The sequence below is a fragment of the Terriglobus saanensis SP1PR4 genome (assembly GCF_000179915.2).
Taxonomy (GTDB): domain Bacteria; phylum Acidobacteriota; class Terriglobia; order Terriglobales; family Acidobacteriaceae; genus Terriglobus; species Terriglobus saanensis.
Genome location: NC_014963.1, coordinates 3,382,421 through 3,397,134, shown reverse-complemented (window position 1 = coordinate 3,397,134; position 14,714 = coordinate 3,382,421). Strand labels below are relative to the sequence as shown.

General features: G+C 55.4%; 13 protein-coding genes. 8 read left to right on the top strand and 5 right to left on the bottom strand.

Going from position 1 to position 14,714, the window contains the following annotated elements:
* Positions 1–75 precede the first annotated feature (75 nt).
* Positions 76–1,008 (bottom strand): sugar phosphate isomerase/epimerase family protein, encoded by a 933-nt coding sequence (locus tag ACIPR4_RS13660; RefSeq protein ID WP_013569252.1) that lies wholly within the window; start codon positions 1,006–1,008, stop codon positions 76–78.
* Between the two features lie 179 nt (positions 1,009–1,187).
* Between ACIPR4_RS13660 and ACIPR4_RS13655 the strand changes: the two genes are divergently transcribed.
* Complete coding sequence (locus ACIPR4_RS13655; protein WP_222829229.1) at positions 1,188–2,099, top strand: sugar phosphate isomerase/epimerase family protein; 912 nt, start codon at positions 1,188–1,190, stop codon at positions 2,097–2,099.
* A 78-nt stretch (positions 2,100–2,177) separates the two neighbouring features.
* Here ACIPR4_RS13655 and ACIPR4_RS13650 read toward each other — a convergent pair whose 3' ends face one another.
* The 3 genes from ACIPR4_RS13650 to ACIPR4_RS13640 form a co-directional block, all read right to left on the bottom strand.
* On the bottom strand, positions 2,178–2,915 hold the full coding sequence (locus ACIPR4_RS13650; protein WP_049780925.1) for a glucosamine-6-phosphate deaminase: 738 nt from the start codon (positions 2,913–2,915) through the stop codon (positions 2,178–2,180).
* Positions 2,916–2,947: 32 nt separating this feature from the next.
* Entirely contained in the window at positions 2,948–4,501 is a 1,554-nt protein-coding gene (locus ACIPR4_RS13645; protein WP_049781135.1) for a sodium:solute symporter family protein, read from the bottom strand.
* 98 nt (positions 4,502–4,599) lie between these two features.
* On the bottom strand, positions 4,600–5,604 hold the full coding sequence (locus ACIPR4_RS13640) for a Gfo/Idh/MocA family oxidoreductase (RefSeq protein ID WP_013569248.1): 1,005 nt from the start codon (positions 5,602–5,604) through the stop codon (positions 4,600–4,602).
* Positions 5,605–5,791: 187 nt separating this feature from the next.
* Here ACIPR4_RS13640 and ACIPR4_RS13635 point away from each other — a divergent pair, with 187 nt between their 5' ends.
* Together ACIPR4_RS13635 and ACIPR4_RS13630 are read left to right on the top strand one after the other, a co-directional pair.
* Positions 5,792–6,823: an NAD-dependent epimerase/dehydratase family protein gene (locus ACIPR4_RS13635; protein WP_013569247.1), complete on the top strand. Its 1,032-nt coding sequence runs from the start codon at positions 5,792–5,794 to the stop codon at positions 6,821–6,823.
* Positions 6,810–7,847 (top strand): dihydrodipicolinate synthase family protein, encoded by a 1,038-nt coding sequence (locus ACIPR4_RS13630; protein WP_013569246.1) that lies wholly within the window; start codon positions 6,810–6,812, stop codon positions 7,845–7,847. The genes ACIPR4_RS13635 and ACIPR4_RS13630 overlap by 14 nt, the downstream gene beginning before the upstream one ends.
* Before the next feature lie 31 nt (positions 7,848–7,878).
* Here the strand turns inward: ACIPR4_RS13630 and ACIPR4_RS13625 are convergent, their stop codons facing one another.
* Positions 7,879–8,676, bottom strand: a complete 798-nt coding sequence (locus ACIPR4_RS13625) for an IclR family transcriptional regulator (RefSeq protein WP_013569245.1) — start codon at positions 8,674–8,676, stop codon at positions 7,879–7,881.
* A 174-nt stretch (positions 8,677–8,850) separates the two neighbouring features.
* Here ACIPR4_RS13625 and ACIPR4_RS13620 point away from each other — a divergent pair, with 174 nt between their 5' ends.
* From ACIPR4_RS13620 to ACIPR4_RS13600, 5 genes are read left to right on the top strand one after another with little or no spacing between them, the layout of a single operon-like run.
* Positions 8,851–9,765 (top strand): amidohydrolase family protein, encoded by a 915-nt coding sequence (locus ACIPR4_RS13620; RefSeq protein WP_083811936.1) that lies wholly within the window; start codon positions 8,851–8,853, stop codon positions 9,763–9,765.
* Between the two features lie 59 nt (positions 9,766–9,824).
* On the top strand, positions 9,825–10,823 hold the full coding sequence (locus ACIPR4_RS13615) for a DUF6807 domain-containing protein (RefSeq protein WP_013569243.1): 999 nt from the start codon (positions 9,825–9,827) through the stop codon (positions 10,821–10,823).
* A gap of 38 nt (positions 10,824–10,861) precedes the next feature.
* On the top strand, positions 10,862–12,268 hold the full coding sequence (locus tag ACIPR4_RS13610) for a Gfo/Idh/MocA family protein (RefSeq protein WP_013569242.1): 1,407 nt from the start codon (positions 10,862–10,864) through the stop codon (positions 12,266–12,268).
* Positions 12,269–12,291: 23 nt separating this feature from the next.
* The gene (locus tag ACIPR4_RS13605) at positions 12,292–13,128 is read left to right on the top strand and encodes a c-type cytochrome (RefSeq protein ID WP_013569241.1); all 837 of its coding nucleotides are present in this window, start codon (positions 12,292–12,294) and stop codon (positions 13,126–13,128) included.
* Positions 13,097–14,713 carry an acido-empty-quinoprotein group A gene (locus tag ACIPR4_RS13600; protein WP_013569240.1) on the top strand — a complete coding sequence of 539 codons (1,617 nt, stop codon included), beginning with the start codon at positions 13,097–13,099 and terminating at the stop codon, positions 14,711–14,713. Before ACIPR4_RS13605 ends, ACIPR4_RS13600 begins: the two co-directional genes overlap by 32 nt.
* The last annotated feature ends 1 nt before the right edge of the window (position 14,714 follow it).

Genomic DNA, 14,714 nt, shown 5'->3' with positions numbered 1-14,714 from the left:
AGTCTATGCGTCCAGGATAGAAATTGAAATGAAAGGGCCAACAGTTACGCGTCAAGCAGGCGAGGGCCGTGAGCATTATCCAAAGTTGACGTCGATCAGATGCTGAAGATAGACCTTCGATTGAAGGATATCTGCGGTTTGTTTCGGACCTGAGATCTCACGCTCGATCGTCACCGTGCGATCGTAGTTCACTTCCTTGAGCTTTTTGAATAAGGCAGGAAAGTCCACGCGGCCTGTGCCAATCGCAACTTCTTCGCCCAACGTTCGAGGGTTTGTTGGAAAGAGTCCATCCTTCGCGTGCATGCCGCGAACAAGATGGCCGAAGACGTCCATCGCGTCCACCGGGTTTCCTTTGCCATAGAGGATGAGATTGGCTGTATCCAGATTTACAAAAACGTTCCCCGTTCCAACATCCTGAATCATGCGCAGCATGGTGATGGGGGTCTCTTCGCCGGTTTCGCAGAGCAGCATTCGTCCCTGGTCCTTACAGTGTTGTGCGACTTCTTTGATAGCCTCGACGGCCACGGGATAGGTCGGATCGTTTGGGTCTTCTGGAATGAACCCAAGATGCGTGTGGATGGATGGGATATCACATGTGCGTGCAAAGTCCGCAGCCAACTTTAGAGCATCGATCCGGGCACGCCGGTGTTCCTGGGGAAGAATGCCTATGGTCAGCGGACCGCGATAAAAGTCGAAGATGCGAGGGCCCGGATTGTGTTCACTGAGCGCAGAGACTTCCACGCCGTACTTCTTGAGCGCGAGCAGGAGCGGCTGTGCTTCGCGCATATTCAACTCGTCGAAAAAGATCTGGCAGGTTGGAAATCCCAGGTCATGCACATGCTTGATGACTTCTTCGGAGCTTCCTCCACGCTTGACTTGCACGACGATGCCGAGGCGCGGGACGGAAGAACTCCGTGTCTCCCGTGCCTGACTGTGTAGCGGGAAGGCGGTACTGGCTAGAAGAGCGCTTGCCGATTGCAGAAAGCTGCGTCGATTCGAAAGCCCCATCGATGTTCTCCGACGTGTGAAGGTGTGTTGCAGAGATTGACGCGAGAATATCATGCAATCGGTTGCATGATACGGCAGAACTTGTTATGTTTGGGACTCGCCGCTCTCTCTTGCTGTTTCGTCAGCAAACATCCATGCAGCACGGAGTCGTTCTCATCGGAGGAAAGATGGAAAATCAAATGGCACGTCGTCAGTTTCTGAAGACAGTCGGTGCAGGTATGCTCGCCGGCGCAGGTGTGGAGTTTGTCGGAGCCCCTTCCGCTGTGGCGCAAACCGCCACCTCCTATCCTTCCGTACCGAAGACTCCCAGGCTCTTCTCCGGTTGTTGCGCCTACACCTATCGTCATGAGTTCGAAAATGGTTCTCTCACGCTCGAAACCTTTATTGAAAAGGCCGTAGAGTTGCGCCTCGATGGCGTCGATATGACGGTCTACTATATGAAGTCCACCGCGCCGGGATACATCGAGAACCTTCGCTATCTTGGCTACAAACACGGCGTGCCTTTTTCCGGCGCAGGATGTGGCGCGAGCATGGTCCAGGCCGATGCCGCGAAGCGTGCCGACGTTCTCACGCAGATTAAGAAGTGGGTCGATGTGACGGACCGCCTCGGCGCGCCCCATTTGCGTGTCTTCGCAGGGAAGCAGCCCGCGGGCACAACCCTCGCGCAGGCCACAACATGGGTCGTCGATACCATGAAGTCCGCATGCGATTATTCAGGCAAGAAGGGCATCACGCTTGGTCTTGAAGACCACGTTGGCGTTTCGCAAAGCGCGGACGTCTGCCTGGAGATTATGCACCGCGTGAACTCGCCCTATGCTGGCATTAACATCGATATCTCGCACTTCGCGCCTTCACCTACGCAGGACTCCTATGCGCAAATTGCCGCATGTGTTCCCTTTGCCAGCCATACCCACATTCGGAATACTTTTGACGATGGTTCGCTGATTGACATGGATCGCGTCTGGAAGATGTTTGCCGATGCCGGGTACAAGGGCTACATGTCGTACGAGGGAGAAGAGTTGAACAAGGCAGGCGTACCCTCGCAGATCGCGCAAATTCAACAGCTCTGCAAGAAATACTCCAGCGTCTAGAGGTTCCTTTTTCCAGGCATCGGAAAGCGCCTGCTCGTAGAAGGAGCAGGTGCTTTCCGATGCCGTAAGAATGGATCTTTATTCGCGCTCAAGTTCCGCGCTCGACTCAGGATCCAGATACACCATGCAGCGAGGATGCGTACGAAGCGCCGTAGCAGGGCAATTCCCGCTGACCGGCTCATGGACCATATCGCGTACGGCCCTGGCTTTGAACGATCCGGGAACGCAGCAGAACAGTCTTTCTCCACGCAAGAGAGTCGGTATCGTGAGCGAGATCGCCTTTGTGGGTACGTCCTCGAACGTTGCGAAGCATTCATCGTCGACCTGTTGTTGACGGCAAACATCGTCCAGGTCCACTACCTTCACGAAGAGTGGGTCGTCCAGATCGGCAGGGGGATCGTTGAACGCAAGATGTCCATTTGCGCCGACACCCAGCAAGACGATATCGATAGGACCTTCTGCAAGCTTTTGCGCGTAATCTTCGCAGACTTTTTCTGGCTTGTTTCCCGGTTCGATCAGATGATAGTTGGCCAGAGGGACGCGATCGAAGATGGCATCGCGCAGCCACATGCCGAAGCTCTGAGGAGAGCGCTCGGGAAGGCCAATGTACTCATCCATGTGGAAGGCCGAAATGCGCTGCCAGTCGATGCCCGGCTGGCGGATGAGCTCATGCAACATCTCGCTTTGGCTGGGGGCCGCGGCGAAGATCATTCTCAGCGTTGGCTTGGAAAGGAGCTCTTCACGGATTGCCTGAGCGATATCCGTTGCGGCCGCTTTGCCCAGAGCCTCTCGCGTTGGTTCAATTCGAATATTCATAGAGGTCTTCAGTAATCCAGGGGTGGTGATCGTCACGCTTTCACTTTCTTTATGCTGATATTTTCTGTGGGAGTTGGTTTAAGAGGTGTTGAGGGCATATCGTCCTGCAGTGTCTGCAGGAAGTACATCGAACTCGCGCTGTGCAGCGGTGCAAGGTAGCCCACGATTACGTAGGTGAGGAATGAAGCGAGCATGGGAGCGCCTACAGCGAGGGCGTTATCGTAGCGAGAAGGCATGCCGAGCCACTGTGCCGGTGGAAAGATCTTGGCCAGACCGAACGTGGCCGCTCCCATTACCCAGCATGCGATGGCCGCAGCGGGCCCGCTGCGCCGGAAGGGCATGAGCAGCCCCAGCAACATCGGAATGGCGATGGGCCCAATCAGTGCGCCGTACCAAAGAATCACCAGCCCAATCACTCCGCCGAAGTGTGAAGCAAAGAGTGCCAGAATCATGCTGAGTGCAAGGAAGCAGAACGTAGAGACGCGGCCTAGTAATAACTGGGTTGCGTCTCTCAGTTTGTCTCTTCCACCGCGAAGTACTGGAACGATGTCGCGCACGATGACTGCGGAGACCGCATTCGCATCGGAGGAGGTCATCGCCATGGTGTGGGCAAAGAGCCCGGCGAGCACAAGGCCGATCAAGCCCGAAGGCAACAGCGTCTTTGTAAGCAACGCATAGGATTCAGATGGATCCTGTAAGTGAGGAAAGATAACCGGCGCAGCCAGCATCGGAAAGAAGAGCACCGGCGGCCACACCAGGTAAAGAGACGCTGAAAGCAGGGAAGACTTCCGAGCGTCCTTTCCTGTAGAGGAAGCAATGAATCGCTGCGCCAGGCTCCAGCTTCCGCCGTTATACGAAAGCAGATTCACGAAGAAATAGGTCATGGCGAAGGCCACAGTGTAGTCCCCATGGAATGGCTTTACATGGTTCGCGGGAAGATACTTCCACATCGTCCACAACGAGCTCACACCGCCCAGACGATGCAGTACGGCCACCAGCATGGAGATACCGGCAACCAGTTGAATCACGAACTGGCTCAGGTCGGTCAACGCATCGGCCCATAGGCCGCCCATTACGGAGTACACGACCGTAACGCCACCGGTCAAAACGACTCCCCAGAAAAAGGGGACGTTTGCAAAGGCGTGGAGAAGAATCGCCGAGGCGCTCCACTTTGCACCTACGTCGAAGATCTTAAGGAGAGCGCCGCTCCATCCCAGCAACTGCTGTGTCGGCAGGTTGTAACGGATCTTCAGATATTCGAGAGGGGAGATGACGTTTAGTCGCTGCCGCATCCTCGCCCACTTCGCAGGGAAGATCCCCAGACCGGCGATCAGCGCAAGCGCGATGGAGCACGCCCACCAGAAATAAACCGTGATGCCCGAGGTATACGCCAGGGCCGCGTATCCCACAAAGACGGCGGAGCTATACCCGGACATGTGGTGCGAGATACCCGATAACCACCACGGCATAGAGCCGCCTGCGGTAAAGAAATCGCTGGCGGTCTTGACCTTTTTGCGGGCCCAGTAACCGACACCGATCATCAAGACGAAGTAAGCGCCCAGTACGAGCCAGGCTAAAGATCCCATGGGTCCGCTCTCAATCGGCGCATGGATATATCCTTTCATGCAACCGCTTGCAGAGCAAATGAATTTTGAGACATAAATAGAGCTTATGGGGCGAAGACCTAAGGCTTCTTTATCTCCGGCACAACGACTTGTACAAATGCGCCATTTTTTTGCAGACTCTGCTGCGCCGCATCCATCACGGCAAAGATCTCCAGCGTTTCCCGTTCTGAGACAGGAGGCTTCGAGGTCCGCGCAAACTTCACAATCTCCGTCACCAGTGGGCCGTAGCCAACCTGGAGATTGTTATTGGGTTCGGCGTGTCCCCCTTCGCGAAAGATTACGGCGCCATAGGTCGATTCCGGGTGAATCAGACGAACGGTCCCCATGCGGCCATCTGTCCAGATCGCGGTGATCACGTCTGTGTCCTTTACGCGGGTACGTGCGACCTGTTGCACGCCCGGCCCCATGATGCTGAAGAGCGACTCAATCGAATGAATGCCGTAGTAGGTCAGGTCCAGGGGAAACCCTTCGATGTACTTTCCGGGCCCCCAGGTTTCCGCGCCCACAACATTGGCCGGACGTTGTTCGTGGCCGTACCGCAAGGAAGAGGTACTGAACCAGGGAATGTGCTGCTCATCGAGAAACTTAGCCACCTGGAGCGCATCGGCCAGCGTCCCCCCAAGGGGCTTATCGATAAAAATGGGCTTTTTGCACTTTACCGCCTCGCCGAGTTCCCGCATGCGTGCACTCGTGTCCACACTCAGCACCAGAATGGCATCGCTTTGCGTGCACAGATCTACCATCGAAGGCACGAAAGGAATGGACCAAGTCTTCTGCAGAGTTTCTGTAAATTTCACGATCCGGTCGCGACTGAACGGAAGAGTAGGACTCCCACCACGGTAGGCCACCACGATCTTCGCGCCTGCAACGTGGTCCATGGCTGAGGGATCATTCAAAATCCGTGTGAACTCCACCGCATGCGAAGAGTCTGTTCCCAGAATGCCAAGTTTCAAATCCTGTGCGTGCGCCGCGTCGGAGCGAACATACGCCAGCAGAACGGCTGTAAGGACAAATGCTTTGCGAAGAGAACGTGTCTGTTGTGAGCAGGTCTTTGCTGAGAACATTTCATTCCGCCTTTCGTGTCTTCTTTGCATCTTTCATCGGTCTTCGTGTTCAGGTGATCGCGCCAACGAATTTGCGACAGAACGCGCCTCATCTTGAGGAACGCGATTGTTTCGTTGACAAGAAGTTCAGGAGCAATTAACGTGAACCGTATCATAAACAGAATAGATTCCACTGAGAAGAACGATCATGATGGCTGAGCCGCAGATTCGGAATGAAGTGGGACTCGAAGAGCTTCTGACGCAACCCTCTGCCGCGGATATTGCCGCAGCCTCGGGGTGGAGCGGAGACGTTTTAGTCCTGGGCGCTGGCGGCAAAATGGGACCGACCCTCGCGGTTCGGATCAAGCGGGCCATCCAGGAAGCGGGTGCAAAACATCGTGTGATCGTCGTTGTTCGTAAAGACCGCGAGGGTGTCTTTGCCGCGCATAAGGACGGCATCGACCTGATTGAAACCGATTTGCTCGATCCTGCAAGTTACGCCCGCATGCCTGACGCTGAGAATGTTGTCTTCATGGCAGGCAGAAAGTTTGGCTCTGTAGGCGACCAACCGATGACCTGGGCTACAAATGTCTGGATGGCCGGTCTTGCAGCGCACCGCTTCCGCCACTCGCGCATCGTTGCCTTCTCTACCGGCAACGTGTATCCCTTCATGCCCATCCAGGGGCGTGGAGCGGATGAAACTGTTCCTACCGCGCCGACGGGCGAATACGCGCAATCCGCACTGGGACGCGAACGTCTCTTTGAATACATCTCAAATGCTCATGGCACGCCCACACTGATCTTCCGTCTTAACTACGCCGTCGATCTTCGTTATGGTGTGCTGGTCGACATCGGCCAGAAGGTCCTGGACGGCAAACCGATCGACCTCACGACGGGATATGCCAACGTCATCTGGCAGGGCGACGCAAACTCGTACTGCCTCCGCTCTTTCTCTTTATGTACGTCACCTGCCCGCTTTCTAAATGTGACAGGTCAGAGGACGATCTCCGTCCGGGAGATGGCTGAGCGTTTCGGCAGCCGCTTTGGAAAGATGCCGCAGTTCACTGGCGGAGAAGCGGCCACTGCACTGTTGAGCGATTCCTCCCTATGCACCGAACTTCTGGGTCCGCCGGAAGTAAGTGAAGACGAGCTTTTTGAGATGACCGCCAACTGGCTAAGTGCCGGAGGTGTGACCCTGGGTAAGCCAACGAAATTCGAGAGCCGCGATGGACGCTTCTAAATCAATCTGGATGCAGAAGCTGCGGGCAGGCGGTGTGATTCCCGCACATCCGTTGGCCCTCACCTCGGAGCGCAAGCTGGATGAGCGGCACCAGCGCGCACTCTCACGCTACTACCGCGCGGCAGGCGCAAACGGTGTGGCCGTTGGTGTGCACTCCACTCAATTCGAAATTCGTCAGCCGCAGTTCAATCTTTATAAACCAGTGCTGGAACTTGCTGCGGAGACGCTCGCGGGTAGCGATATGGTGATGGTTGCGGGCGTCTGTGGCAAAACGACACAGGCATTGGCCGAAGCGCGCACCGCAAGCGACCTTGGTTACAACACAGCCCTCCTGAGTCTGGCGGCTATGGGTGAAGCCCCTGTGGACGAGATCCTCGCGCATATCCGTGCTGTGGGGCAAGTGATGCCCATCCTCGGTTTCTATCTCCAGCCTGCAGTCGGTGGCCGTATCTTCCCCTACGATTTCTGGCGTCGGTTTGCAGAGATCGAAAGCGTCATCGCCATCAAGATCGCACCCTTCCATCGCTACGCCACGCAGGACGTTCTTCGCGGAGTGATCGCTTCGGGCCGTAGCGATCAAATTACGCTCTATACCGGCAACGACGATCACATCGTGCTGGACCTTCTTTCGCCGTTTACCTATGCAGGCAAGACGGTACGTATGCACGGAGGCCTGCTCGGTCACTGGGCGGTTTGGACCCAGACGGCAGTAGCGATGCATCGCGAGATCCGCGAAGTCGTGGCATCAGACGGACCCATCGATCTCAAGTGGATCGTTCGGAACGGAAAAGTGACGGACATGAATGGGGCCATCTTCGACGTTGCAAATCATTTCCACGGCTGCATCGCAGGCATTCACGAAGTCCTGCGGCGTCAGGGGCTCATGGCGGGACGCTGGTGCCTTAACCCAAAGGAGGACTTGTCTATTGGCCAAATGGAAGAGATTGACCGCGTGGTCGCTGCCTATCCTCATCTCGTCGATGACGCCTTTATAAAACAGAATCTCGATGCATGGCTGGCGTAGCACCACTCACGAAAGGAGGTCGTTGAAAGATTTAGCTACCGGAGTTTGTCACGGGATGAAGGAAGCCGACATCCGCAAGATCGCCGGAGATATGCTGTCCCGCTTCCACAACCGCAGCGATCAACTGTTGTCTTCGTTTCTCTGAACACCGTGCAGTGGGCGTGTTCACGCTTAGTGCACCACACACAATACGGTTCCGGTCGAAGAGTGGGGCGCCGACCAGCAGAGCGCCCGTTACAGTCTCCTCATCATTGATCGAATAGCCTTTGACCTTCGTGCGCGCCAGTTCCGCCTTCAGTTGCAATACCTTGGTCTTTGTTCGATTTGTGTATTGAGGTAGAGCAAAGTTTTTTAGAAGAGAAGCAAGCTCCTCCGGCGACAGGAATGCCGCCACCGCCTTGCCCAGCGCCGTCGCATGAATAGGGCAGTCATCACCGATCTGAAAAGAGAGACGCAGCGGATGAGAGGTTTCGAGAACGTCAATCAAAACGACCGCTTGTGCTCTTCGCTCGGCCAGAGCAACGGACTCGTCCAGGTCGTCCCGAAGACGAATCAAGTGAGGACGAGCTACATCCGTCAGGCGAAGTCGCTCGCTGTGACGCCGCGCCAGACCGCCGGTCTTCAGCGTCAGACGATAGCTCCCATTGGCCGCATACTGCTCAACATATCCGGCTTCTTTCAGCGTAAAGAGAATTCGAAAAACAGTGCTCTTTCCAAGTCCAACATCGGCGGCAATCTCCTTCAACGCCTTTCCGCGCTCACTCGTGGCAAGAGACTCCAATACGGCCAATGTTTTGACGACAAGCTCGATGTGATTTTTTGCAGGCATAGTGTGTTTGAAACAGTCCAGACAGCAGCATACAGACGTGCCAGCCGTTTAACAGAAATCAAAGTGCGGAAGATTCTAAGAAAATTTTCGCAAAAGTGTGCAATTTCTCTTGACACTGCTCAAGCGTCTGCCTACGCTCGTCCTATCGTTGCGAAAATTGGGCTGGTGGATCGAATGCGACCGACACGTCGACGGGCAATGTTGCTGCTATCGCTCTTCGCCGCCTTGTCCGTGAGAGCTCAAACGGTTGCACCGAAGTTGATCGACGTTCATTTTCATTACAACGGCGAACCCAACGTTCTCGGCACCCTACTCGAAAAACTCAACCAGGCCGATGGCCTTGCGGTACTGTTGATCACGCCCAAAGGACTGCCCGAGGCAAGCAAATTCATCCAGGCACATCCCAATCGCTTTGTGGGTTTCGGCGATGTGAACCTCGACGACCCTGACATCATGAACCAGATGGAACGCTTTCACCTGGCCGGAATGCTCGGACTCGGCGAAATCACCAGGACTCTCAAGAACTACGACGACCCCATCTACTGGCCAATCTACGAGCGCGCCAACAAATATCACATGATCCTTCTGTTCCATACGGGGATTGTGAATCGTCTGCACCCCGAAGTAGCAGAAGATGTCAGCTTCGATCGAAGCCGGATTACGCGTCTCGATCTGATTGCGCGCCGCTGGCCAAAACTCATCCTCATCGGTGCGCATCTCGGCAATCCCGATTATGCCGAAGCTGCGGAGATAGGACGCTGGGATCCGAATCTGTACTTCGACGCCTCCGGCACAACTCTTCTGAAGAAACAGGAGGACTATCGCTTCTTCCGCTCGATCTTCTGGTGGAGCGGAGTCGTCAGTCCTCATACTCCCTCCGGTGGGCCTGGAGCCTTCACCAAACTGCTCTTCGCCTCCGACGTCTTCGGCGGAGATCTGAATGAGTTTGACGGATCGCTCTCTCGTTACCACGCGATGTTGAAGGCCTGCGATGTCTCAGAGTCTGACCAGGCACTGATCTTCTCCGGAACCATGTGGCGCATTCTGCAGCAGCAAAAAGAGGCCATCGCGGCAGACGTGCTCCGCTGAAAGTTGTTGTATCCAGATTTAGAAGCATCGTGGAACACCCTAGTTTGAGAGGACCGTGCATGAAATTTCGATTGCTTCGCTTTGCGATACCGCTCCTCGCCATTGGCGTCCTGTGCTCTCCTGGCCAGAGCGTCGCAGAGAGAGTGACGCTCAAGCAGCAGGGAAATGCCGTGGAAGTTACGATCGGCGGAAAGTTCTTCACCACTTATCACTTCGATCCAAAGATTGCGAAGGCCTATCTGCAGCCGCTCCGCACCGCGAATGGAGTGGTAGTGACACGCGGCTATCCCGTGATGGAGACCATTCCTGCGGGCCACGAGCATGACCGAGGCTTCGAGCCGCATCAACGACCACTCTACTTCGCACATGGAGATATCAACGGATATAACTTCTGGGCCGAAGGTCTGTATTCGAAATACTATCCGCCCACAACGCCTTCTAACTTCGGTCGGATGGTCTTCCGCAAACTGGAAGAGGTCCGCAGTGGCGCGTCTTCCGGGCTCATCCGTGCCTCCTTTGATCTCGTGGGTCCGGACGGAAAGACCTTTGCACGTGAAGACCAAAGCTTCACCTTCAGCGGCGGTAAAGAGACACGCATGGTCGACTGCATCTTTGTCCTTCATGCTCTCGACAAGCCGGTAAAGTTCGGCGACACCAAAGAGGGCACCTTCGCTGTGCGCGTGGCACCCGAACTCGAAGCTACCAACGGAACCATGACCAACTCCGAGGGAGGCCAGGGAGAAGCCCAGGTCTGGGGGAAGCGCGCAAACTGGGTAAACGTGGATGGAACGATCGATGGACAGAAGGTGGGCATCGCCGTCTTCGACAGCCCTAAAAGTTTCCGCCATCCCACCTACTGGCATGCGCGTGGATACGGCCTCCTTGCAGCCAATGTCTTCGGACTCTCCTACTTTCTCAACGATCCAAAGCAGGATGGAAGTTACACCATCCCTCCGGGGCAAAGCATCACCTTCAGTTATCGCGTCTTTATCCACGAAGGTGATTCCCGTCAGGCAAAGGTCGCGGAAGAGTACGGCGAATACTCCAAGCATCCGTAATTGCGCTAAGTACATTCAACTTTGGGAGGTGAGCAGAGATGGACGAGAGCAGACGAGAGTTTCTTAAGACAGGCGCAAAGTCAGTGGCCGCAGTCGCTGCTGCAGAAGGTTTTGGTAAGTGGGGCTCCGCACAAAAACGTGTCGGTGCAAACGATCGCGTACGTGTCGCCATTGTTGGTCTGCGCGCACGAGGCGAAAACCATATCAAAGGCTATGCTGCGCTGCCGAACGTGGAAATCGCTGCCCTTTGCGATATCGACGATACCGTACTTACCGAACATGCAGCCAAAGTGCGAAAGCTGGGACACCAACCAAAGACTTACAAAGATATTCGTAAGTTACTCGAAGATAAATCTATCGATGCTATTTCCATTGCTACTCCACACCACTGGCACGCCCTGATGATGATCTGGGCATGCCAGGCTGGTAAGGATGTCTATGTTGAAAAGCCCTGCTCGCATAACTTGTGGGAGGGCGGCCAGATGGTCAAGGCGGCCGCAAAATACAATCGCATCGTCCAGCATGGAACGCAGACTCGCTCTAATGTAGGAGTGATGGACGCCATACAAAAAATCCGCGACCAGCAGATTCTAGGCGACGTCTATCTCTCGCGCGGCCTCTGTTTTAAATGGCGAGATACCATTGGTCGCACGCCGATCTCTCCCGTCCCTCCTGGCGTCGATTACGACCTGTGGACAGGGCCTGCACCCTCTCTACCGTTCACTAAAAACCACTTCCACTACAACTGGCACTGGTTCTGGAACTACGGCAACGGCGATCTTGGAAACCAGGGTATTCATCAGTTGGATGTTGCACGCTGGGGACTTGGTCTTGGCTTTCCTGACAAGATCTCCGCTATCGGTGGGCACGTCATGTTTGATGACGACCAGGAGACGCCGAATACTCTCAACTGCGCCTTTGAATACAAACGTCTCAACAAGAAGCCCGTCCTGTTGGAATTCGAGGTTCGCCACTGGATGACGAATCACGAAGCAGGTATTGGCGCGGCGCGCCCCGCAAACGCAGTGGTGGGAGAAACGGCCGTAGGTGGAATGGGACCACTGGAGGGAAGTTATAACTCTGTGGGAAATATTTTCTATGGACCTAAGGGCTATCTCGCGATCGACAACGTCGCAGGCTACCAAACCTTCTTCGGGCGCGATCAGAAGCCGGGCCCATCCAAAGCCGATGGCCCTGAAGACCACTTCGCTAACTTCATCGCCTGTGTCGTCAGCCGTAAGAAGGAAGATCTCCGCGCACCTATCGAAGATGGTCACATTTCCTCAGGTTTGGCGCACCTTGCAAACGTATCGTATCGTCTTGGCAGAACGCTCGACTTCGATCCTCAAACTCAACTTGTGCAGAACGATGAGGAAGCGAACCGCTTGCTGCGCGGCGCTGATCGAGGCTACCGAAGGCCGTTCGTCGTTCCCGAGCTAGTCTGATCAACCGCGCTTTTTGGAGTGTCATGAATCTCGCAGGATTTTTTCAAAAGTCGCGCACAATGCGGCATCGTCTGGCCGTATGGGGTCTTTGTCTTGGCCTCTGTCTTTTGGGGTCGGTCGCAAACATAGCGCAGGAACGACGTGCTCCCAAGACAAATCCGCTTGTCCAGGAAGATGCAGCGCGAGGTATGGCACAGTACAAGGCCACCTGTGCGATGTGTCATGGATCGGAGGGGAAGGGTGCATCCGGTCCAAGCCTCATCGACTCCTCTCTCGTCCGGCATGATGAAAATGGAAATCTCATCGGCGATGTCGTGCGTAACGGACGGATCGCCAAGGGCATGCCTCCCTTTCCGAATTTGACGGACGGACAGATCGCTGACCTTAGCGCCTTTCTGCATGCGATCGTCACCGCGTACGACAATCGCGCTTCCGCCAGCGGTCCGGCGCGCGGTCTTGCGGCCAAGCGCCTGCTTACCGGAAGTGTCGAAGAAGGGAAGACGTTCTTCTCCGGCGAGGGTAGGTGCGCAGACTGCCATTCTGAATCAGGAGACCTCAAGGGAGTTGCTAAGAAATATTCGGCACTTGAACTCGAAGGCAGGTTGCTCTATCCGACGCTGGCGCATGAAACCGCGACCGTAGTATTCCCTTCGGGAGAGAAGGTTCACGGAGAGTTACTCCACCTGGATCCGTTCTACGTATCGCTCATGGACAACACCGGAACATATCGATCCTGGACGCTCAAACACGGAGTCAAGGTGATGGTCGACGATCCCTTGCATGCTCATCGCGATCTTCTGGCACGGTATCAAGACAAGGAAATTCATAATGTTTTTGCGTATCTCGAAACGCTCCAGTAAGTTCATCGGAGCGGGAGTTCTGTTAGCTGGAGGCATACCTTGTCTATCCGCCCAAAAGACAATCAAGCGCCCTGTCGCTGCGAGCGTCGCGACAAACTCCACCCCGTCCGTTGGTGAAGAGTGGACAACTTATAACGGGGATATCTCCGGCAGACGCTTCAGTACGCTCAAGCAGATCCATCGCGAGAACGTGAAGTCGTTAACGCTCGCCTGGGCTTTTCCCACGCATGGGCCTCAGCTCAAAGGCACGCCTTTGGTCGTCAACGGAATTATGTATCTCACCGCACCCGATAAGGTGTGGGCCATCGATGCGCGCTCGGGCCAGCAGGTCTGGCAGCACACGCGCATCTCCGTCGGAAATCATATCGGCCAACGTGGAGTCGCCTTCTATCAAGACAGGCTTTACTTCGGAACGCCCGACGCGCATCTCGTATGCATCCGCGCTAAAGATGGCAAACAGCTCTGGGACGTTGAGATTGCAGACAAGACGTTCGGTTATTACCTCAGTGCTGCACCTATCGTGGTGAAGGGCCACGTACTCATCGGGACCTCGGGCGACCAGGCTAACGTCCCACACTTTCTTGAATCGCGCGACTGGGAGACAGGCGCAAAACAGTGGCGGACAGAGAGCCTTCCAAAACCCGGCGCGCCCGGATCGGAGACTTGGCCCGACGCAAAGAGTATGAGCCACGGTGGTGGTCCCATGTGGCTTAGTGGAACGTACGATGCCGCGCTCAATCTCGTTTATGTGGGAACAGGCAATCCTCATCCAGTGCTGGACGGTCTTGCTAGAAAGGGCGATAACCTCTTCACCAGTTGTATCCTCGCGATCAATCCAGATACAGGCGCGATCGTCTGGTATTTCCAGGTCTCACCGCACGATACACACGACTTCGACGCCGTAGAAACGACCATCCTCTTCGACGGAGACTTCAAAGGCAAGCCGCGCAAGATGCTCGCGCAGGCTAGTCGCAACGGATTCTTCTTCCTGCTCGACAGGCAGACGGGTGAGAACCTCCTGACCAGTCCCTTCGTGCCCAGCAACTGGACCACAGGCATTGATTCGAAGGGAAGACCCATCCCCGATCCAATGAAGGAGCCCCAGTTAGACGGTGCACTGGTTCATCAAACCTTCATCGGTGCCACCAGCTGGATGCCTCCGAGCTTCGATCCGGAGACGAAGATGCTTTATGTCTCTGCGGTGAAAGGATACAGCTACTGGCACCTGGTTCTTGATGAGAACAATGAACCCGAAGACCATCAGGGAGGAGCTTCCATTGGCCTTACGACCAACTCGGAGCTGATTGCGATCGATTACCAGACTGGCAAAGTGCAGTGGACGCGGGCCAGTGGCGCGGGTGTCAACTCTTCCGGGATTCTCACTACGGCAGGCCATGTTCTCTTCACCGGCGATGCGCTTGGCAACCTGCTCGCACTCGATCCAACCAATGGCGGCCTGTTGTGGCACACGCGCGGAGGAGCGAACATGAGCAACGGGCCCATGACATACATGCTGGATGGAAAGCAGTATGTCGCCACAGGCGTGGGCGACATGCTCTATGTGTGGAGTCTGCCGGAAAACTAGA